19 protein-coding genes and 1 pseudogene are annotated in these 19,346 nt (G+C 71.9%); 7 read left to right on the top strand and 13 right to left on the bottom strand.

Going from position 1 to position 19,346, the window contains the following annotated elements; translation table 11 throughout:
• Positions 1–34 precede the first annotated feature (34 nt).
• Positions 35–727 carry a GntR family transcriptional regulator gene (locus ABD366_RS00870; protein ID WP_324775864.1) on the top strand — a complete coding sequence of 231 codons (693 nt, stop codon included), beginning with the start codon at positions 35–37 and terminating at the stop codon, positions 725–727.
• Between the two features lie 28 nt (positions 728–755).
• On the top strand, positions 756–1,163 hold the full coding sequence (locus tag ABD366_RS00865; protein WP_324775862.1) for a (2Fe-2S) ferredoxin domain-containing protein: 408 nt from the start codon (positions 756–758) through the stop codon (positions 1,161–1,163).
• 67 nt (positions 1,164–1,230) lie between these two features.
• Here ABD366_RS00865 and ABD366_RS00860 read toward each other — a convergent pair whose 3' ends face one another.
• The 3 genes and pseudogenes from ABD366_RS00860 to ABD366_RS00850 form a co-directional block, all read right to left on the bottom strand.
• Positions 1,231–2,457 (bottom strand): nitrate/nitrite transporter, encoded by a 1,227-nt coding sequence (locus ABD366_RS00860; RefSeq protein ID WP_324775860.1) that lies wholly within the window; start codon positions 2,455–2,457, stop codon positions 1,231–1,233.
• A 10-nt stretch (positions 2,458–2,467) separates the two neighbouring features.
• On the bottom strand, positions 2,468–3,223 hold the full coding sequence (locus ABD366_RS00855) for a uracil-DNA glycosylase (protein WP_324775902.1): 756 nt from the start codon (positions 3,221–3,223) through the stop codon (positions 2,468–2,470).
• 80 nt (positions 3,224–3,303) lie between these two features.
• Positions 3,304–3,552: pseudogene (locus ABD366_RS00850) on the bottom strand (YfcC family protein); the annotation flags it as partial.
• A 192-nt stretch (positions 3,553–3,744) separates the two neighbouring features.
• Here ABD366_RS00850 and ABD366_RS00845 point away from each other — a divergent pair.
• On the top strand, positions 3,745–4,233 hold the full coding sequence (locus ABD366_RS00845) for an RNA-binding S4 domain-containing protein (RefSeq protein WP_324775858.1): 489 nt from the start codon (positions 3,745–3,747) through the stop codon (positions 4,231–4,233).
• Between the two features lie 92 nt (positions 4,234–4,325).
• Here ABD366_RS00845 and ABD366_RS00840 read toward each other — a convergent pair whose 3' ends face one another.
• From ABD366_RS00840 to ABD366_RS00830, 3 genes are all read right to left on the bottom strand, one after another.
• Positions 4,326–4,784, bottom strand: a complete 459-nt coding sequence (locus ABD366_RS00840) for a DoxX family protein (RefSeq protein ID WP_324775856.1) — start codon at positions 4,782–4,784, stop codon at positions 4,326–4,328.
• A gap of 217 nt (positions 4,785–5,001) precedes the next feature.
• Positions 5,002–5,694 (bottom strand): class I SAM-dependent methyltransferase, encoded by a 693-nt coding sequence (locus tag ABD366_RS00835; protein ID WP_324774025.1) that lies wholly within the window; start codon positions 5,692–5,694, stop codon positions 5,002–5,004.
• Positions 5,695–5,773: 79 nt separating this feature from the next.
• On the bottom strand, positions 5,774–6,757 hold the full coding sequence (locus ABD366_RS00830; RefSeq protein ID WP_324774023.1) for an acyltransferase domain-containing protein: 984 nt from the start codon (positions 6,755–6,757) through the stop codon (positions 5,774–5,776).
• Positions 6,758–6,819: 62 nt separating this feature from the next.
• Here ABD366_RS00830 and ABD366_RS00825 point away from each other — a divergent pair, with 62 nt between their 5' ends.
• The gene (locus ABD366_RS00825) at positions 6,820–7,092 is read left to right on the top strand and encodes a DUF6343 family protein (RefSeq protein WP_324774021.1); all 273 of its coding nucleotides are present in this window, start codon (positions 6,820–6,822) and stop codon (positions 7,090–7,092) included.
• A 1-nt stretch (position 7,093) separates the two neighbouring features.
• On the opposite strand, the gene ABD366_RS00820 is transcribed toward ABD366_RS00825, so the two are convergent.
• The 4 genes from ABD366_RS00820 to rpsA all read right to left on the bottom strand — a co-directional run bounded on the left by ABD366_RS00820 (position 7,094) and on the right by rpsA (position 10,924).
• Positions 7,094–7,456: a tetratricopeptide repeat protein gene (locus ABD366_RS00820; RefSeq protein ID WP_324774019.1), complete on the bottom strand. Its 363-nt coding sequence runs from the start codon at positions 7,454–7,456 to the stop codon at positions 7,094–7,096.
• 131 nt (positions 7,457–7,587) lie between these two features.
• Positions 7,588–8,193 carry a dephospho-CoA kinase gene (gene coaE / locus ABD366_RS00815; protein ID WP_324774017.1) on the bottom strand — a complete coding sequence of 202 codons (606 nt, stop codon included), beginning with the start codon at positions 8,191–8,193 and terminating at the stop codon, positions 7,588–7,590.
• Positions 8,194–8,230: 37 nt separating this feature from the next.
• The gene (locus ABD366_RS00810) at positions 8,231–9,169 is read right to left on the bottom strand and encodes a PAC2 family protein (RefSeq protein ID WP_324774015.1); all 939 of its coding nucleotides are present in this window, start codon (positions 9,167–9,169) and stop codon (positions 8,231–8,233) included.
• Between the two features lie 240 nt (positions 9,170–9,409).
• Complete coding sequence (rpsA, locus tag ABD366_RS00805) at positions 9,410–10,924, bottom strand: 30S ribosomal protein S1 (RefSeq protein WP_324774013.1); 1,515 nt, start codon at positions 10,922–10,924, stop codon at positions 9,410–9,412.
• A 398-nt stretch (positions 10,925–11,322) separates the two neighbouring features.
• Here rpsA and ABD366_RS00800 point away from each other — a divergent pair, with 398 nt between their 5' ends.
• Positions 11,323–12,186 (top strand): class I SAM-dependent methyltransferase, encoded by an 864-nt coding sequence (locus ABD366_RS00800; RefSeq protein WP_324774011.1) that lies wholly within the window; start codon positions 11,323–11,325, stop codon positions 12,184–12,186.
• Positions 12,187–12,190: 4 nt separating this feature from the next.
• Positions 12,191–14,749, top strand: coding sequence for an ATP-dependent helicase HrpB (gene hrpB / locus ABD366_RS00795; protein WP_324774033.1), 2,559 nt, complete (start codon positions 12,191–12,193; stop codon positions 14,747–14,749).
• On the opposite strand, the gene pgfA is transcribed toward hrpB, so the two are convergent.
• From pgfA to ABD366_RS00780, 3 genes are all read right to left on the bottom strand, one after another.
• Entirely contained in the window at positions 14,739–15,731 is a 993-nt protein-coding gene (gene pgfA, locus ABD366_RS00790; protein WP_324774010.1) for a cell envelope lipid trafficking protein PgfA, read from the bottom strand. The two genes, hrpB and pgfA, sit on opposite strands and share 11 nt — an antisense overlap.
• A gap of 46 nt (positions 15,732–15,777) precedes the next feature.
• The gene (locus ABD366_RS00785; protein WP_324774009.1) at positions 15,778–15,912 is read right to left on the bottom strand and encodes an SPW_0924 family protein; all 135 of its coding nucleotides are present in this window, start codon (positions 15,910–15,912) and stop codon (positions 15,778–15,780) included.
• Positions 15,913–16,123: 211 nt separating this feature from the next.
• Positions 16,124–17,896 carry a lytic transglycosylase domain-containing protein gene (locus ABD366_RS00780; RefSeq protein WP_324774008.1) on the bottom strand — a complete coding sequence of 591 codons (1,773 nt, stop codon included), beginning with the start codon at positions 17,894–17,896 and terminating at the stop codon, positions 16,124–16,126.
• 213 nt (positions 17,897–18,109) lie between these two features.
• Here ABD366_RS00780 and ABD366_RS00775 point away from each other — a divergent pair, with 213 nt between their 5' ends.
• On the top strand, positions 18,110–18,952 hold the full coding sequence (locus ABD366_RS00775) for a DUF4184 family protein (RefSeq protein ID WP_324774007.1): 843 nt from the start codon (positions 18,110–18,112) through the stop codon (positions 18,950–18,952).
• The last annotated feature ends 394 nt before the right edge of the window (positions 18,953–19,346 follow it).

Raw genomic sequence — 19,346 nt, 5'->3', positions numbered from 1 at the left:
CCGGGCAACCCGGCCCATCGGCGAAGATAGGCACATGACGACGGTCGAACCCCTGGGCGCGGTGCGTGAGCGCGTGCTTGCCACGTTGCGGCAGGACATCATCGGCGGCCGCCTGCGCCCGGGCGACCGGCTGGTGGAGCGGGAGGTCGCCGAGCGGTTCGGGGTGTCCCGGGTCCCGGCGCGCGAGGCGATCCGGGCGCTGCTCGCGGAGGGCTTCGTGACGTTCGAGACGCCGCGCCGCGCCGTGGTGCGCACCCTCACCCGGACCGACGTCACCGAACTCTACGAACTGCGTGAGGCGTTGGAGGTCTACGCGGCCGGGCTCGCCGCCGAGCGGGCGCGGCGGGGCGACCTGGCGCAGCTGGAGGAGCTGCTCGATCGCGCGGCGCGGGCCACGCGCGAGGGCGACGACGAGACGATCGCCGACATCAACAGCCTCTTCCACGACCGCCTCCTGGCCATGGCGGGCAACGGGCTGCTGATCGGTGTGATGCAGCCCGTCGACGGCCGTCTGCGCTGGCTGACCCGGCGCAACGAGGCGTGGTCCCAACAGCTCGACGAGCACCGGCAGTTGTACGACGCCGTGGCCGCCGGCGACCCGGAGCGGGCACGGGCCGTGGCGCTCGGGCACGTACGCACCAACTACCGTTCCACCGTGCGTCACCTCTTCGGCGACGACACCGGCACCGGCACCGACACCGACACCGACACCGACACCGAGCACTGATCCACGTACGCGAAGCCCCAGGAGCACCGTGCCCACCCTCATAGGCGCCGCCCGCACCCGCCCCTGCACCCTCGTCGTGTGCCGGGGCTGTTGCTGTGGCGACTCCCGCAAGTACCCCGGATACGACCACGACTGGCAGCTGGAGCGGCTGCGGGCCGCTGCGGCCGCGTCCGGAGGACGGATCGCGGTGCGGGTCAGCGACTGTCTCGGGCCGTGCGACCAGGCGAACGTGGTCGTCGTGCAGCCGTCGGGGCAGGGGCGCGCCCGGGGCGGCCGCGCGGCGTGGATCGGCTGGTCCATGGGGGACGACGCCACCGACGAGATCCTGGCCTGGGCCGAGGCGGGCGGCCCGGGGGTGGCGCCGGCGCCGGTCTCCCTGGAGCTGCAGTTCATCGAGGCGCAGGGCGAACGCGTCAGGCGGCGCCGGGGGCGCTGAACCGGTCGAGGGCGTCGACCATCCGGTCCGGCCTTGGTGCCCCGCAGCCGGCGAGCGCGGGTCGGAGCTACTCGGCCCTCGTGCTCCGCATCCGCCCGAGCGCGTACACGCACCCCGCGAGCGCCAGGTCGGACAGGAGCATGAAGCCGATGGAGTACGAGTCCTTGGCGCTGTAGATCGCCCCCATGACCAGCGGTGGGACGAAGCCGCCGAGGCCGCCCATCGCGCCGACGATGCCGGTCACCGAGCCGACCTGGGTCTGCGGAGTCACCTGCGAGACCAGGGCGAAGACGCTGCCGCTCGCGGTGCCGAGGCCCGCCGCCATCAGCAGGAAGCAGATCGTGCCCAGCGGGTTCAGGGCCGGGTCGAAGGCCTGGAGGATCGCGAACAGGGCGACGAGGGCGAGGGCCCACGCGGTGACGGTCGCCGGGTGGATCCGGTCGGAGAGCCAGCCGCCGACGGGCCGGAAGACGACGGTGACGAGCGCGAATCCGGCCGCCTTGGTGCCCGCCTCCGTGGGGCTGAGTTCGTACCAGGTCTTCAGGTAGGTGGGCAGGTAGACGCCGAAGGCGACGATGCCGCCGAAGCCGATCGCGTACAGCGCCGACAGCTCCCAGGTGACGCGCAGCTTGCCGGCCGCGCCGAGGCGGGTGCCGAGCGACGTCGTGGGGATCTTGCGGTCAGGGTGGTCGGTGATGAGGACGGCCGCGATCACCGCGTACACGGCGAGGGCGATGGCGACGACGAGGAACGGCAGGTTCTCGCCGTGCTTGGCCATCCGCGGCGTGAAGTAGCCGGACAGGGCGACGCCGCCCATGCCCATGCCGAAGACCCCGAGCGCGAGGCCCCGGTGTGCGGGCGGGAACCAGGAGTTCACCAGCGGGATGCCGATGGCGAAGGTGGTGCCGCCGAGGCCGAGCAGGAAAGCGACGGCGATCATCGCGCCGAAACTGTGCCGGGCGGGGATCACCAGGAGTACGGGGATGATGGTGAGCGCCGAGATCAGCGGGAACAGCAGCCGGGCGCCGTAGCGGTCGGTGAGCGCGCCGACCGGGATGCGGCCGAGCGAACCGACGAGCACGGGCACCGCGACGAGGAACGACTGGGCGAACGAGCTGAGTTCCAGGTCCGAGCCGAAGACACCGGCGAGCGGCGCGATCAGGTTCCAGGCCCAGAACGTGAGCGCGAAGCCGATCGTGGCCACGATCAGGTTGCGGTAGGCCGCGGCCGGGGGGTGGCTGCTCGTCTGCGGGGCCGGCGTGGAGGGCGTCTTCGGCGCAGAAGGTGTCGTCACCCTTTTCAGGCTAGGAAGCCTGCGGGGGCGGTTCCAGATCTGTTGCTCCGAACGGTGCCACGTCCAGGCCCGCTTCCATGGCGGCGGTGCGGAGCACACCGCGCAGCATGTGGGGGGTGAGGCGGCCGGTGAAGGTGTTGCGCTGGCTGACGTGGTAGCAGCCGAAGAGCGCGAGGCCGCCGAGGTCCACGCGCGCGCCGTGGCCGAACGCGGGGCGCGGGCGCGGCACCGTCCAGCCCGCCTCGGTGAACGCGGGCAGCGCCGCCTGCCAGCCGAAGCCGCCGAGCACGATGACGGCGCGCAGGGTGGGCCGCAGCAGTTCCAGTTCGCGCACCAGCCAGGGGCGGCAGGTGTCGCGCTCGGTGGTGGTCGGCTTGTTGGCGGGCGGCGCGCAGTGCACCGGGGACGTGATGCGCACGCCGTGCAGGGTGAGGCCGTCGTCGAGGTCCACCGCGTCGGGGCGGGAGGCGAGCCCGACGTCGTACATCGCCCGGTAGAGCACCTCGCCGGAGCGGTCGCCCGTGAACATGCGGCCCGTGCGGTTGCCGCCGTGCGCGGCGGGCGCTAGGCCGACGATCAGCAACGACGCGTCGTGCGGGCCGAAGCCGGGCACGGGCCTGCCCCAGTACGTCTCGTCGGCGAAGGCCGCGCGCTTGGTCCGCGCGACCTCCTCACGCCACTCGACCAGGCGCGGGCAGGCCCGGCACCGGGTGATCCGCTCGTCGAGGTGCCCGAGTCCGTCGAGTCTCCCGAGTCTGTCGTTCATCCCGAGTCCGTCGTTCGTCCCGAGTCCGTCGTTCGTCCCGAGTCCGTCGTTCATCTCTCCGACCATAGGCCCCGCCGGCGCTACGTGAACGCGGCGCCCAGTGCGACGAACGCGCAGATGAGGAGGAACAGCAGGGCGAGCAGCGGCCACACGAACCGCAGGTACTTGTCGTAGCCGACCTAGGCGAGGGCCACCCCGCCGATGGTGACGGCGGTCGTCGGCACCCACAGGTTCATCCAGCCGCTCGCGGCCTGCCACGCGGTGACGACGACGGCGCGCGGGACGCCCGCGAAGTCGGCGAGCGGCGCGAGGATCGGCATGGCGAGGGTGACGACGGCGAGGACGGTCAGGGCGCTGGGGAAGGTGAGCTTCTTGGTGACGGGCTTCTCTTTGACGGGGACGCCTCTCGCTGTCGGCCACATGCTGCTTGCCCGGATTATCCGTTCCGGGCGCATATGGCCCGCTCGGGGCTCGCCGAAAAAGCCGGAGGTGGGCACCAAGGTGGGTACTACAGTCGACGCATGGCATCGGAGACATCAGGGACGTCGAAGACCCCGGACCCGGTGAGCGCCGCACGGGCGGCGGCTCCTGTGGGCGGCGAGAGCGTGCGCGTCGACAGCTGGATCTGGGCCGTACGCCTGGTCAAGACGCGCTCGGCGGGCTCCGCGGCCTGCAAGGGCGGCCACGTCAAGGTCAACGGCACGAGCGTGAAGCCCGCGTACGCACTGCGCGTCGGTGACCAGGTGCGCCTGCGTCAGCCCGGCGGGCGTGAGCGTCTGGTCGTGGTCAAGCGGCTGATCCGCAAGCGGGTCGGGGCGCCGGTGGCCGCCGAGACGTACGTCGACAACTCCCCGCCGCCCCCGCCGCGCGAGGTGATCGCCCCGGTCGGCGTCCGTGACCGTGGCGCGGGCCGCCCGACGAAGCGGGACCGCCGGGAGCTGGAGCGGCTGCGCGGCATCTTCGGCCAGGGCCCCGGCGAGGATGCGGAACCGGACTCCGGGCAGCACTGAGCACTCCGGGCAGCACTGAGCACTCCGGGCAGCACTGAGCCGAGGCTCACCGCGGTGGGCCTCGGCCGGCGAGGTTCAGGGGTCCCGCACCATCAGGCGCCGGCTCCCCGCGCGGCGTCGCGCCGGGACAGCAGGGCCGCCAGCTCCCGGTTGCGTCCGCGGTGCGCCCAGGCCAGGGCGACCAGCGGGACGAGCAGGATCAGCGGCGTCGCCGCGTTCTCCCCGTCGAAGGCCACGACCTGCATGAAGAAGGCGCCGACCATGAGCGTGCTCAGACCGATCGGCGCCAGGCCGGAGAGGACCGGGACCACGAGGCCGATCGCCCCGGCGACTTCGACCGCGCCGATCGCGTACATGCCCAGCGCGCCCCATCCGATCGAGTCGAACGCCTCCACCGCGGCCGGGGCGGCGAACAGCTTGGGCAGCCCGCTCGCGGCGCCGAAGAACGCGGCGAGCAGGATCGCGGTCGTGCGCAGCGCGATCCGGGCACGCCGGGAGCGGACGGGAGCGGTGGCGGAAGCGGCGGGAGCGGTGGCGGCGAGGTTCGTCATGGCGGTCTCCTGAGCGATGCTATGGGGGCGGGGGGTCGGTCACTGTCACCGGATAAGACCGGCGCCGCCACCAGAACTCATCGCACCGCCAACGCATCGCACCGCCAACGCATCGCACCGCCAACGCATCGCACCGCCAACGCATCGCACCGCCAACGCATCGCACCGCCAACGCATCGCACCGCCAACGCATCGCACCGTCAGCGCTCACTCCCGCTCACACGGGCACCGCACGCACCCAGCTCTTGTCCTCCGTCAGATACCGGTCGACCTTCAACCCGGCTTCGCCAAGCGCCCGTTCGAACTCCGCGACCACCATCGGCCGGATCCGGTACGTCTGGGTCCACACGGCGTCCGGGAACACGTACTCCACCTTCACCGAGCGCACCCCCTCCGAACCGACCGGCTCCGAGGACAGCTTCCGGATGACGGCCCCGCCGGGGAGGACATGCTCGCGCGGCAGGCCCTCATGCACGCCGTCACGCTCACGCACGATCAACACGCAGCCGTCGTCGGCGACATGGCGCCGGCACGTGTCGAGCATCCCGCGCCGCACCGCCGCGTCCCCCGTGTTGACCAGGATCGAGCCGAGCATCACCACGTCGAACTTCTCGCCCAGGTCGAGCCCCTCGATGGTGCCGGCCACAGTGCGCGCGCCCCGCACCCGGTCCAGCATCTCCTGCGACTCGTCCACCGCCGTCACCGTGAAGCCGCGCTCCACCAGCGGATGCGTCACCCGGCCCACCCCGCACCCGAGTTCGAGCAGGGACGCGCCCGCGGGCACGGCGCCCGCGACTATCTCCGGCTCGCCCTCGACGGGCAGTCTCGAGTACAGCTCCACGGCACATCCGTCGGGCGTGATCGCACCCGGCCCCGTCCCCTCGTACCCCACACGCATCTCAAGGCTCATACCCGGCCAACGAACGGCCCCACGGCACCGTTCCCTCCGCACTCCCCCTGACTTCCCCTCAACTCCCCCTGGCCTCCCGCTACATGCGGAACCAGCCGATCCCCGGGTACCAGTGCCCGCCCGCGTCGAGGTGGTCGAGGACGGCGCGCTGCAGGCTCGTACGGCGCGGCAGGAGTCCGCGCGGTGTCTCGGTGCCGCCGAAGACGAACGCGACCGGACTGTCGTCGTCCGGCGTCTCGGTCAGGGCCGCGATGTCGAACCGGTCCTGGTAGCGGATGATGTTGGAGTCGGCGGGCAGGTACTGCTTCAACTGCCGGTCCAGGAGCCAGGAATGGCACACCGCGAGCCTGCCCGGCTCCTCGGGGTAGTGCAGGGCGAAGAACTCCCGGGCACGCGCGAGTGAGTCGTCGCACGCCTCGGGCGACATGGGTCCGCGGAAGTCGGGGATGTGCATACTGAGCGCTTGCGTCCCGGGCCCGAGCGGCGCGCCCGTCGCCGCGAGTCCCTCCCCCGTACGCCGCCCCAGGCGCACGCGCTCGAACTGCAGCCGCCCCAGCTGATAGAGCTCGCCGCGGAAGTGCCGGGTCGGCCACCACGGCACGAGAAGCCCGGTCGTACCGAAACGTCTGCGGTGCACGGCGAGATTGCGGCCGAGGTCGGCGAGGGTGCGCCGGGACACGTCGTCGGGGATGCCGCGCTCACGGTGATGCGCCCGCGTGTACGGGAGCGCGGCGACGAACACGAACACGGCGAAGCAGCGCCCCAGCGCACCGGTCGCCGCGGGGAACACCGGCAGGCCCGTGCCCCCGCCCGGCTCCCGCGGCCGCGACAGCAGCCCGCCGACCGCCCGCTCCAGCAGCGCCCGCAGCACCGGCGACGCGAGCAGCTCGGCGCGCAGCCGCACCAGTTCGTTGATGTCCTCGTGCGGCACGGCCAGGTCGAGCAGTACGTCGGGCAGGTCGAACGCGTCCGGCAGCTCGGCCGTCAGCCGGGGTATCGCCGGATCGTCCAGCGCCGCCAGCCAGGCGGCGCACGCCTCGTCGCCCTTCAGTACGTCCAGCACTCCCGCTCCTTCGATCGTGGCACCCTGGAAGGGAGCCTCTTCGTCATGAGGGGATGGTGACCATGCATCTGGTACATCCGGTGCGTACGGGTGACGAGCCGGTCACCGCACGCAGTCCCCTGCGGCTGCGGCTCGGCCTGGCCCTGTTCGGCCTCGTCTGGACGGTCTTCGGCACCGTCGCCTTCCTGCTGGCGCACCGCCCGTGGTGGGCGCTGGCCTGCGGGGTGCTGTGGCTGGTCACCACGGTCGACGTCCTCGTGATCCTGCGCCACATCCGCCAGGGCCCGCACTACCAGCCGGGCCGCGACGTCCCACCGTACCGAAAGGCGCCTTGACTCAGTCGTCGAACCGGGCCGCCGCCAGATAGTCCGGCTGCGGGTCCAGCGCGGCGGCGAGCCGGAAGTGCCGGCGGGCCTGCTGCGGCCGTGACCACCGCTCGTAGGTCCTGGCCAGGGCGAAGTGCGCGAACGCGTTGTCCGGCTCGCGCTCCAGGACGATCGAGAACTCCAGCTCCGCGGCGCGCAGTTGCGCCGCGGCGAAGAACGCGCGGGCTCTGAGCAGCCGGGCCGCCGTGTTCTCCGGATGGGCCGCGATCACGTCGTCCAGAAGCTTCACCGCACCGCGCGGATCTCGCGCGGCCAGCAGCTGCTCGGCCGCGCGGTAGTCGATGACATGCGTCTCGGGGGTGGCGTCAGGCACGGTGAACTCCCTTCTGGTGCAGACCGGTCGCTCAGGTCAACACCGCGAACCGTGGGGGCTATTCCTGCCCGCGGGCCGCGCCCGGAACACGTACACACGTACTCCCGCACTCCCGCACTCCCGTACACACGTCACCGCGTGGCGCGCGCCCTGCGCTCCAGGTCGGCCCAGACCGCGTCGACCTGCTCCGTGAGCCTCTCCAGCGGTACGTCGTTGTCGATCACGACGTCGGCGATCTCGCGGCGCTTCTCGCGGGTGGCCTGCGCGGCCATCCGGGCCCGTGCGTCCTCCTCGGTCATGCCGCGTGTCCTGGTCAGCCGCTCGAGCTGGGTCTCGGGGCTCGTGTCGACGACGATGACCAGGTCGTAGAGCGGGGCGAGACCGTTCTCGGTGAGCAGCGGCACGTCGTGGACGACGACGGAGCCGGGTCCCGCCATGGCCTCAAGCTCGGCGGACCGCGTACCGACCAGCGGGTGCACGATCCTGTTCAGCGCAGCCAGTTTGTCGGAGTCGGCGAAGACGATCGAACCGAGTCTCGGCCGGTCCAGAGTGCCCTCCGGGGTGAGCACCTCGCGGCCGAACGCGTCGACGACGGCGGCGAGCCCCGGCGTACCGGGCTCGACGACCTCGCGCGCGATCCGGTCGGCGTCGACCAGGACGGCCCCGCGCTCCACGAGCAGCCGGGACACCTCGCTCTTTCCGGCGCCGATTCCGCCGGTCAACCCCACCTTCAGCATGAGCGAAAGCTTAGGGCCTGTCCCGCGGACCCGGCGATCAGGCGTCGCCTTCCCGCTCTGCCAGGAACTTCTCGAACTCGAGGCCGATCTCGTCGGCGGACGGGATGTCGACCGGCTCGGCCAGCATGTTGCCCCGCGATTCGGCGCCGGCCGCCGCGTCGTACTGGTGCTCAAGTCCCTGGACGAGCGCGACCAGTTCCTCGTCGCCCTCCTGGATCTGCCGGTCGATCTCCGTCTGCGTACGGTGTGCCTCGGTCCGCAGGCCGTGCGCGATGCCCGGCAGGACCAGCCCGGTCGCGGCGGTGATCGCCTCGAGGACGGTGAGCGCGGCGTCGGGGTAGGCGGAGCGCGCGATGTAGTGCGGGACGTGTGCGGCGACCCCGAGCACGTCGAACCCGGCCTCCATCAGCCGGTACTCGACCAGCGCCGCGGCGCTGCCCGGGACCTGCGCCTCGTCGAACGGGCTGCGGTGGCCGGGGATCAGCTCCGTACGGTTCCCGTGCGGGGTGAGGCCGACGGGGCGGGTGTGCGGGACGCCCATCGGGATGCCGTGGAAGTTCACCGCGAGGCGCACTCCGAGGCGCTCCACGATCTGCTGCACGGCTGCCGCGAACCGCTCCCACTCGACGTCGGGCTCGGGCCCGGCGAGCAGCAGGAAGGGTGCGCCGGTGGCGTCCTGGACGAGCCGCACCTCCAGCGAAGGCACCTCGTACTCGCTCCAGCGGTCGCCCTTGAAGGTGAGCAGCGGGCGGCGGGCCCGGTAGTCCACCAGACGGTCGTGGTCGAAACGGGCGACGACCTGGTGGGGCAGCGAGTCGAGCACCCGGTCGACGATCTGGTCGCCGGTCTCACCCGCGTCGATGTATCCGTCGAAGTGGTAGAGCATGACAAGGCCGGCGGACTCCTGGGCGAGCGCCATGTCCACCACGGCAAGGCCCTTCGGCTCCCATGTGTACAGATCCTGCGCATCAAGCACTGTGACCGCTCCTCCTCGTGTTCATCAGAAGAACGCCGCAGAAGGCCACAGTCATTCCCGCCGACCGGAAAACGCCCACGGAATCGCCCCCGAAGGGGCGCGGGGAACGGCGCGAGCAACCACTTACTACGCGCACCCGCCGCACAGGCGAACCCGCACGGCGCTCAGGCGAAAACAACAGTGGGCCCGCACCTCAAGGGTGCGGCCCCACTGCTCAACTACCTGCTAGCGCAGAGCGATTCAGCTCTGGCCGCCGGCCAGCTTCTCGCGAAGCGCGGCAAGCGCCTCGTCCGAGGCGAGCGCGCCGGAGTTGTCGTCCGACTCCGAGGAGTACGAACCGCCGCCGCCACCGCTGCCACCGGAGGCGGCCGGAGCCGCACTCGTGGTGGAAGCGCCCTCGGCCTCGGCCTGAGCGTCGGCCTCGCGGGACTTGATGACCTGGGCCTGGTGCTGCTCGAAGCGCTGCTGCGCCTCGGCGTACTGGCCCTCCCAAGCCTCGCGCTGGGTCTCGAAGCCCTCGAGCCAGTCGTTCGTCTCGGGGTCGAAGCCCTCGGGGTAGATGTAGTTGCCCTGGTCGTCGTAGGACGCGGCCATGCCGTACAGGGTCGGGTCGAACTCGACGGCCGACGGGTCGGCGCCGAAGGCCTCGTTGGCCTGCTTCAGCGAGAGGCTGATGCGACGACGCTCGAGGTCGATGTCGATGACCTTGACGAAGATCTCGTCGTTGACCTGGACGACCTGCTCCGGGATCTCCACGTGGCGCTCGGCCAGCTCGGAGATGTGCACCAGACCCTCGATGCCCTCGTCCACGCGGACGAACGCACCGAACGGAACCAGCTTCGTGACCTTGCCGGGCACGACCTGGCCGATCTGGTGGGTGCGGGCGAACTGCTGCCACGGGTCTTCCTGCGTCGCCTTCAGCGACAGGGAGACACGCTCGCGGTCCATGTCCACGTCGAGAACCTCGACGGTGACTTCCTGGCCGACCTCGACAACCTCGGACGGGTGGTCGATGTGCTTCCAGGACAGCTCGGAGACGTGCACCAGACCGTCGACGCCACCCAGGTCCACGAAGGCACCGAAGTTGACGATGGAGGACACGACGCCGGAGCGGACCTGACCCTTCTGGAGGGTCGTGAGGAACGTCTGGCGGACCTCGGACTGGGTCTGCTCGAGCCAGGCACGGCGGGACAGGACCACGTTGTTGCGGTTCTTGTCCAGCTCGATGATCTTCGCCTCGAGCTCCTTGCCCACGTAGGGCTGGAGGTCGCGGACGCGGCGCATCTCGACAAGGGAGGCCGGCAGGAAGCCACGGAGGCCGATGTCGAGGATGAGACCACCCTTGACGACCTCGATGACGGTACCGGTGACGATGCCGTCCTCTTCCTTGATCTTCTCGATGGTGCCCCAAGCACGCTCGTACTGCGCGCGCTTCTTCGAGAGGATCAGGCGGCCTTCCTTGTCCTCCTTCTGGAGAACAAGGGCCTCGATCTCGTCGCCGACCTTGACGACCTCGTTCGGGTCGACGTCGTGCTTGATCGAGAGCTCGCGGCTCGGGATGACACCTTCGGTCTTGTAACCGATGTCGAGGAGAACCTCGTCCCGGTCAACCTTGACGATGACGCCGTCGACGATGTCGCCATCGTTGAAGTACTTGATCGTCTCGTCGATGGCGGCGAGGAATGCTTCCTCGTTACCGATGTCGTTGACCGCAACCTGCGGGGTGGTGGCGGTGGTCTCGGTGCTGCTCGTCATGTGGGAAAGGGCTCCGGCGGACATTGAAGTCGTAGGTACTGCTACGCCGGGAGCCTGTTTCGCACCGAAGAAGCCGGACAGCCTTGGAAGCGCCGAATCCTTGGCCGCGTCTCCACGACCCTGGTGGCGCCTCGACAACCGAGGGGACATGCAACAGATGCGAGCACAGCCTGCTATGTCTGAGGTGCGCAGGCCCGCAGCGCAACTTGTAGCATACGGGGACTGCCGGGCAGGGTCAATGTCGCGAAGGCGCACACCCGGGGCGAACGCCGCATACCCGGCACAAAACCTGTCGCACGAGGCTACGAGGGGCGCAGAGCCCGCCGTAGATGCCCTCCTGCCGCGGGGTTGGACGGAAGAGTACGACGAGGGAGCCGATCATCCAAGAGTCCGGACCAATGGAAGCGGATCAGGGGCGTCAGGGGGGCTCGTCGGTGGACGACGAGTCGACGGCGACCAGGCGTGACGCGGGGACCACGGAGAGTTCGCGGGCCAACCGCGGCTGGTGGGACCGGAACGCGGACGACTATCAGGTGGAGCACGGCACGTTCCTCGGGGACGACCGTTTCGTATGGGGCCCCGAAGGCCTGGACGAGGTGGAGGCCGAACTGCTCGGCCCGGTCGAGGCACTGGCCGGCAAGGACGTCCTGGAGATCGGCGCGGGCGCCGCACAGTGCTCGCGCTGGCTGGCCGCCCAGGGCGCGCGGCCCGTCGCCCTCGACCTCTCGCACCGCCAGCTCCAGCACGCGATGCGGATCGACGGCGGGAAGGTGCCGCTGGTGGAGGCCGACGCGGGGGCCCTCCCCTTCAAGGACGCCTCGTTCGACCTGGCCTGCTCCGCCTATGGGGCGCTGCCCTTCATCGCCGATTCCGTAGGCGTCCTGCGCGAGGTGCGCCGCGTGCTGCGGCCCGGCGGCCGCTTCGTCTTCTCCGTCACCCACCCGATCCGCTGGGCCTTCCCCGACGAGCCCGGCCCGGAAGGGCTGAGCGTCTCCGGCTCCTACTTCGACCGCACTCCTTATGTGGAGCAGGACGAGGAGGGACGTGCCGTGTACGTCGAGCACCACCGGACGGTCGGGGACCGGGTGCGCGACGTGGTGGCGGGCGGCTTCCGTCTGGTGGACCTCGTGGAGCCGCAGTGGCCGGCGTGGAACACACAGGAGTGGGGCGGCTGGTCCCCCTTGCGCGGGAACCTGATCCCCGGGACGGCGATCTTCGTGTGCGAGCGGGACGCCGACCCCGCCGGGGGTGCTGGAGACTGAGGGGGTGATCCGCGCCGACCTCCTCGATCAGCTGCCCGTACGTTCCGCGCTGCCCGCGCTGCGGAGCGCGCTCGACGCGGACGGGGCGGCGGTGCTCGTCGCCCCGCCGGGCACCGGCAAGACGACCCTCGTCCCACTGGTCCTGGCCGGGCTCCTCGACGCGGACGCGCCCGCCCGCCGGGTCGTCGTCGCCGAACCGCGCCGGATCGCGGCGCGGGCCGCCGCGCGGCGGATGGCGTGGCTGCTCGGCGAGAAGGTCGGGGAGCGGGTCGGCTACACGGTGCGCGGCGAGCGGGTCGTCGGGCCGCGCACGTGCGTGGAGGTCGTCACGACGGGTGTGCTGCTGCAACGGCTCCAGCGCGACCAGGAGCTGACCGGCATCGACGCCGTCATGCTCGACGAGGTGCACGAGCGGCATCTCGACGCGGACACCGTCGCGGCGTTCCTGTGCGACGTACGGGAGGCGCTGCGGCCGGAGCTGAAACTGGTCGCGGCATCGGCTACGACGGACGCCGAAGGATGGGCGCAGCTGCTCGGCGGCGCGCCGGTCGTCGAGGCCGCGGGCGTCTCGTACCCCGTCGACGTGGTCTGGGCGCCGCCCCCGCGTCCGGTGCGGCCGCCGCACGGGATGCGGGTGGACCCGGCGCTCCTGTCGCACGTGGCGGCGACCGTACGGCGGGCGCTCGCCGAGCACACCGGGGACGTGCTGTGTTTTCTGCCCGGGGTGGGCGAGATCGCCCGGGTCGCCGGGCAGCTGGGTGCGCTCGGCGACGTCGACGTGCTCCAGGTGCACGGGCGCGCCCCGGCCGCCGTGCAGGACGCGGTGCTCTCGGCGGGGGCGCGGCGGCGGGTCGTGCTCGCCACGGCCGTCGCCGAGTCGTCGTTGACCGTGCCCGGGGTGCGGATCGTCGTGGACGCGGGCCTCGCCCGGGAGCCGCGGGTGGACCACGCCCGCGGACTCAGCGCGCTGACGACCGTACGGGCTTCGCGCGCGGCCGGTGCGCAGCGGGCCGGGCGCGCGGGGCGGGAGGCGCCCGGTGTCGTGTACCGGTGCTGGGACGAGGCGGAGGACGGGCGGCTCACGCGGTTCCCGGCGCCGGAGATCAAGGTGGCGGACCTGACGGCGTTCGCGTTGCAGGTCGCGGTCTGGGGCGGCCCGGAAGCCTCGGGTCTGGCCCTGCTCGACGCGCCGCCCGGCGGGGCGATGGCGGCGGCGCGGAGTGTGCTGACGGCGATCGGCGCGGTGGACCCCGCCTCGGGGCGGGCCACGGAGCGGGGCACCCGGCTCGCCCGGCTCGGCCTGCATCCGCGGCTCGGCCGGGCGCTGCTCGACGCGGCGCCCGCGGTGGGTGCCCGGCGGGCGGCGGAGGCGGTCGCCCTGCTGAGCGAGGAGCCGCCGCGGGAGTACGGGGACGACCTGGGCGGGGCGCTGCGGGCCGCTCGGCGCGGGGCCGACGGTTACGGGGCCCGGTGGCGCCAAGAGGTCCGACGCCTGTCCGGCCTCGTGGAACAGCCCGCACAGCGGCAGGAGGGGCCCGGACGGCGGCAGGAAGGGCCCGCACGGCGACAGGAGGGACCCGGTGACGCCTCCGACGACCGCGTCGCCGGGCTCGTCGCCGCTCTCGCCTTTCCCGAGCGCGTCGCCCGTAGGTCCGGTGGCTCGTATCTGATGGTGTCCGGGACGCGGGCGGACATCGGGGACGGCTCCGCCCTGCGGCACGCCGACTGGGTGGCCGTCGCCGTCGCCGACCGGCCCGTGGGGGCCGGGCACGCGCGCGTGCGGCTCGCGGCGGTCGTCGACGAGGAGGTAGCGCGCCGGGCGGCCGCCTCGCTGTACTCCGAGGGCGACGAAGTGGCGTGGGCGGGCGGGGAGTTGGTGGCGCGGAACGTGACCCGGCTCGGTGCCGTCGAACTGGCCGTGCGCCCGCTCAAGAAGGCCGCGCCCGGCCTCGTACGCGAAGCCCTGCTGGAGGGGCTGCGGCGCGAGGGCCTCGGGCTGCTGCGGTGGGACCGGGACGCCGAGGCGCTGCGGCAGCGGCTGGCCTACGTGCACAGGCACGTCGGGGAACCGTGGCCCGACGTGAGCGACGAAGGTCTGCACGCGCGCGTGGACGACTGGCTGGAGCCCGAGCTGAGCACGGCGCGGCGCCGCGCGGATCTGGGCCGGATCGACGCCGGGCAGGCGCTCAAACGGCTGCTGCCGTGGGCGGGGGGCGTCGCGGCCCGCTTCGACGAACTGGCGCCGGAGCGGCTGGAGGTGCCCAGTGGTTCACGGATCCGGGTGGACTACTCCGATCCTCAACAGCCGGTTCTGGCGGTCAAGTTGCAGGAGATGTTCGGGCTGGAAGAGACACCGCGGCTGGCCGGGGTGCCGGTCCTCGTGCACCTCCTCTCCCCCGCCGGGCGGCCCGCCGCCGTGACCGCGGACCTGGCGTCCTTCTGGCGCGACGGGTATCTGGCCGTACGGGCCGATCTGCGCGGGCGCTATCCGAAGCACCCGTGGCCCGAGGACCCGGCCGCGGCGGAGCCGACGCGGTACACGAACGCCCGCCTCAGGCGCTGACCGGCCGGGGCTCCCGCGTTCCTGTCTCCTCCGGCTCCCCGGGGCGCCGGCCGCGGGCCTCCAGCCAGAGCGCGAGCGCGAGCAGCAGCACCCCGAGGACCAGGAAGCCCCACGGCAGGTACGAGGTGAGCAGCAGGACGACGGTGCGCTGGGACTTGACCAGGTCGACGGTCGACCTGATGTAGTCCTCGCGCATCTTCACGTCGCCGGCGAACGCGGTGACCTTGTCCCGGTCGCCGAGCAGGGTGCCGCCACGCATCTCCTCCTTGTGCCGTTCCTCGCCGTAGACGGGGGCGCCGGTCGTCGGGTCGACCAGGAACGTACGGACGGTCGTGTACCACATCTCGGTGCCGGTTCTGGCGAGGGATTCCGCGGTGATGCCCGCGACCGGGAGCTTCTTGGGGAAGGGGACCTTCGTCCACGGGACGGTCTGCTCGAAGCGGTAGACCGTGACGTCGCGGAAGGTCTCGGTGCCCTTGTAGTGGATGGGGCGGGTGATGCGGGCGCGCGCGTCGAAGTACTCGTAGTCCCGCTTCTCCGTCAGGAACGGCCATTTGAACTCGATGCCCTCGCGCCTGACCGGGTCGCCGTCGACGGATTCGCCGGTGGCGTGCACGGGTTCCTGGCTGTGGGCGTCGAAGATGTAGCGCTCGGGGATCTGGGAGACGAACTTGCCGTCGGGGCCCACGATGTAGCTCAGGCCGTCCCAGACGACGACGTCGCGTCCGGCGCTCTTCTCGATCTTCTCCGACTCCTCGACATCGCCCTTGAGGGTCTGGACGACGGTGAGCTTGGGGACCGTCCTGGCCTGCATGGAGCCGTAGTCGATGAGGGTCGCGTCCTTCGCCTCCAGCACCATCGTCTGGTACTGGCTCGGCGGGATCTTCGCGAGGCGCGGGAAGGCGTACCAGCGCATCAGCGGGGACAGCGCCGTGAAGAACACGGCGAGGGCGAGCAGGATCAGGCTGGCCTTGCGGCGCATCTCGGCGGCCCTCCTCGACGTCGGTCGGACTTGCCTGTCGTGTGGACTACGGGTGTTCCGGGACGGTGGTCAGGAGCGGTTTCGGGGACGTCTCGCCCGGCGGGGCGCCGATCGCGGTGATGGCGAGGACGAGGGCGAAGGCGAAGGCGAGTCCGATCGCCGCGGCGACGAAGGCGCGCATGTCCGACCTCCCTTCACCGTGCGGCACACTTCAGCCGTGCGACACACGGGATCTGATGAGGCGTCAGGCCTCGGGGTCGGTGCACCGTAGCAATGGCGCGGCCAGATGAGAACACGTTGCACACACGACAAAACCCTCCGGCCCGGTGGGGCGGGAGGGCTTCGTGCGGCGCGTGCGCCGGGTGGCTTCGTGCGTCGAGCGCGCCGAGTGTTTACGCGGAGGGGCTCGCCGACTCGGACGGCGTGCCGGAGGCGCCGTCGGCCGGGGCCGCCGTCACCTTCAGTTCCACGGTGAGCGTCGCGCCGCCCGTCGTCCCGATCCGCAGCAGGAACGTGCCGGCGGTGCCGTCCGCGTACAGCTTCGGCAGCTTGATCAGGCCGTCGGCGTCGGTCTTGAGGTCCTTGAGGGTTCGGACCGTCTTGCCGTCCGCGTCCTTGAAGTAGGGGCCCTTGTCCGCCTCTGCCGGGTCGTCGTCGGCCTTGATGAGGGTGGCGGTCGCGGCGACCCCGTCGGCGACGGCGCCCTTGTAGGTCGCCTTCACCTCGACGGCGTCCGCGAACTCCTGGCCGGCGACGCAGCTGAGTTCCTTGTCGCTGGTGCGGGCCAGCGCGTCGGCCGCCCGCGCGGTGACGGTCGCCGTGTAGTCGAGCCCGGGCAGGGAACGGCCGACGACGGTGGCGCGGACCCTGAAGCCGCCGGTCTTCTCGCCCGCGGTGAGCTTGGGCGCGGTGGCGACGCCCGCACTGTTCGTGGTGACGGTGGCGGTCGTGGCGCCGCCCGTGAACCTGGTGTCCGTCTCGCCGACGAGCACGAAGCGCACCTGGACCTTGGCCACGCCCTTGCCCTTGGCGTTCTGCGGGCGCACCGCGACCCGCTCGCCGAAGGCGTCGCCGGCCATGGCGCTCAGCTTGCCGGTGTCCGCGTCGGTGAGCTTGGTGACGGTCTCGGCGGGGGTCGGCGCGGGTGTGGTGGGCGGGTCCGTGGGGCCGGGGCTCTCGGAGCCGCCGCCCGAACCGGAGCCCGGAGTGCTGCCGCCGCCGGAGCCGGGGGTACTGCCGCCACCGGAGCCGCCGGAACCACCGGAGCCGCCGGGGTTCGGTGACGGGCTGGTCGAGCCGGGGGTCGTCGGCGACGGGCTCGGCGAGGGGCTGCCGGCGCCACCGCCGCTGGGGGTCGTGGGCAGGACGCCGGTGCCGTTGGGAACCTCGTGCACGCCCTTGCGGTAGTACTCCAGCCACCTCAGGACGAGGGCGACGTACTCCGAGGAGTTGTTGTAGCTGAGGATCGCCTTGTTCAGGTCCGCGGCGTTCGACAGGTCCCAGTTGTAGCGGCACAGGTAGTGGCCGGCGGCGAGGGCCGCGTCGTAGACGTTGTTCGGGTCCTTCTTGCCGTCGGCGTTGCCGTCGCGGCCCGCCCACTCCCACGTGGAGGGGATGAACTGCATGGGGCCGACGGCCCGGTCGTGGGCCGTGTCACCGTCGTAGTTACCGCCGTCGGTGTCCTCGATCAGGGCGAACCCCTGGCCGTTCAGGGCCGGGCCGCGGATCTGCTTGATCGTCGTGCCGTTCGCGTCCACGTTCCCGCCGCGGGCCTGGCCCGACTCGACCTTGCCGATCGCGGCGAGCAGCTGCCACGGCAGATTGCAGCCGGGCTTGCTCGTCGCCAGCTCCGCCTCGGCCTTCTTGTACGCGTCCAGGACCGTGGCCGGGATGCCCGATTCGCTGTCGCCGGCGTTCGCGCCGGAACCCGGGCCGGCGCTGGGGTCCACGGTGGGACTCTCCAGCGGCGGCAGGTCCGTGTAGTAGTCGGGAACGGTCGACGAGCCGGACGCCGGATCGTCGGAACGGTCCGCGGTGGACTGGCCGCCCGCCTGCGGAGCGGTCACGCCCGGGGCCTGTGAAGCGGAGAGAGCCGCCACCGCCGCGGCGGCGACCGCTGCCGTCATCGCACTCCTGCGCAGCCTCCTGCCGAATACCGCCGCCATGCCGCGAACCCCTCCCATATAGCCCGTTCAAACCGGTCCGCCCCTGCTCGCGGGGCTTTCCGGATCCCTGCACTCCCCAGCGCACGGACCCAGCCGACACTACGACAACTTCCGCCGCGCAGACACCTGTTCGCGCCCGTTATTAACCGATTGATCATGTACGCGCTGTCGTAGGCTTCCACGCTTGTACGTTTTCGATCTTCGGGGGGCCTCGTGCCGTTCACCATCAGCCATGCCGCGGCGGTGCTGCCGTTCGTGCGGCGCGACGGCTCCGGGCGGGGCCGGCTGGTGCCGTCGCTGCTCGTCGCCGGGTCGTTCGCGCCGGACGTCACGTACTTCGTCGCGAGTGCGGTGCCGGGGGCGATGGGGTTCGGCGACTTCACGCACTCCTTCGTCGGGGTCTTCACCGTGGACGTACTGATCGCGCTCGCGCTGGTGGGGCTGGAGCGGCTGGTGCGGGAGCCGGTCCTTGCGCTGCTGCCCCGGCGGGTGCGCGGCCGGGTGTGGGCCCTGCTGCGGGGGCCGGAGGGCGGGCCCGGGCGGTGGTGGCCCGTGTGGTGGTACGTCTCCGCGGCGCTCGGGGCCACGACGCATGTGGTGTGGGACGCGTTCACGCATCCCGGGCGCTGGGGCATGCGGGTCTTTCCCGTCCTCGGTGAGGAGGTGGGCGGGTCGCCGCTCTACTGGTACGCGCAGTACGGGAGTTCGGCGCTGGCGATGGGGGTGGTCGCGATGTTCGTGTGGCGGGCGCTGCGAGGTGTCGTTCCCGGGGTCGGCGGGCCCGTCTCCGCGTCAGGTCTCCGACGGTGGGGGGCGTGTGTGCTGATCGGGGGCTGCGTGTGTGGCTGCGCGGCGGTTCGGGTGGGGCGCTGGCTCTCCTACGTGGAGGAGGGCGGCCTCGCCTGGAAGCCCTGGGAGATCGTGCCGACGCTCTGTTTTGGAGCGGGGGCGGGGGTTGTGCTCGGGGTCGTCCTGTACGCGGCGGTGTGTCGCGTGGCGGCGATCAGGACGAGGCGCGCCCAACCACACCCCGAGCCCGCCGACCTACCGGGCTGAGCCCCGACACCCCGGCAGGCCGAGTACGGCTGCGGGCCGGCGAGGGCTGGTCGCGCAGTTCCCCGCGCCCCCGAAGGTCGAACGTGGCTGCGGGCCGGTGGGGGCTGGTCGCGCCGTTCCCCGCGCCCCTGTGCGGCGCACTTCGTGCGCCGGCTCTGGGGCTGCGGCGAAGCCGCATGCACCAGGGGCGCGGGGAACGGCGCGAGAAGCCCCACCGGACCTGCACCCACCCACCCGCAAGCGGAGCTACAGCGCACACTCCAGGGGCGCGGGGAACTGCGCGACTCACCCCCACCGGACCCGCACTCACCCACCCGCAAGCGGAGCTACAACGCACACTCCAGGGGCGCGGGGAACTGCGCAAAACAGCCCCCCGCCTCCGCAGCCACCAACC

This window comes from Streptomyces kunmingensis, assembly GCF_039533535.1.
Taxonomy (GTDB): domain Bacteria; phylum Actinomycetota; class Actinomycetes; order Streptomycetales; family Streptomycetaceae; genus Streptomyces; species Streptomyces kunmingensis.
The sequence above is the reverse complement of the archived record's forward strand: the minus strand, read 5'-3'. Positions and strand labels throughout refer to the sequence as shown.

Coding starts and splice junctions, on each gene's coding strand:
- ABD366_RS00870 (WP_324775864.1), top strand. CDS start 35: ATGACGACGGTCGAACCCCTGGGCGCGGTGCGTGAGCGCGTGCTTGCC.
- ABD366_RS00855 (WP_324775902.1), bottom strand. CDS start 3,223: ATGAACGACAGACTCGGGAGACTCGACGGACTCGGGCACCTCGACGAG.
- ABD366_RS00845 (WP_324775858.1), top strand. CDS start 3,745: ATGGCATCGGAGACATCAGGGACGTCGAAGACCCCGGACCCGGTGAGC.
- ABD366_RS00840 (WP_324775856.1), bottom strand. CDS start 4,784: ATGACGAACCTCGCCGCCACCGCTCCCGCCGCTTCCGCCACCGCTCCC.
- ABD366_RS00835 (WP_324774025.1), bottom strand. CDS start 5,694: ATGAGCCTTGAGATGCGTGTGGGGTACGAGGGGACGGGGCCGGGTGCG.
- ABD366_RS00825 (WP_324774021.1), top strand. CDS start 6,820: ATGCATCTGGTACATCCGGTGCGTACGGGTGACGAGCCGGTCACCGCA.
- coaE (WP_324774017.1), bottom strand. CDS start 8,193: ATGCTGAAGGTGGGGTTGACCGGCGGAATCGGCGCCGGAAAGAGCGAG.
- rpsA (WP_324774013.1), bottom strand. CDS start 10,924: ATGACGAGCAGCACCGAGACCACCGCCACCACCCCGCAGGTTGCGGTC.
- ABD366_RS00800 (WP_324774011.1), top strand. CDS start 11,323: ATGGAAGCGGATCAGGGGCGTCAGGGGGGCTCGTCGGTGGACGACGAG.
- pgfA (WP_324774010.1), bottom strand. CDS start 15,731: ATGCGCCGCAAGGCCAGCCTGATCCTGCTCGCCCTCGCCGTGTTCTTC.
- ABD366_RS00785 (WP_324774009.1), bottom strand. CDS start 15,912: ATGCGCGCCTTCGTCGCCGCGGCGATCGGACTCGCCTTCGCCTTCGCC.
- ABD366_RS00780 (WP_324774008.1), bottom strand. CDS start 17,896: ATGGCGGCGGTATTCGGCAGGAGGCTGCGCAGGAGTGCGATGACGGCA.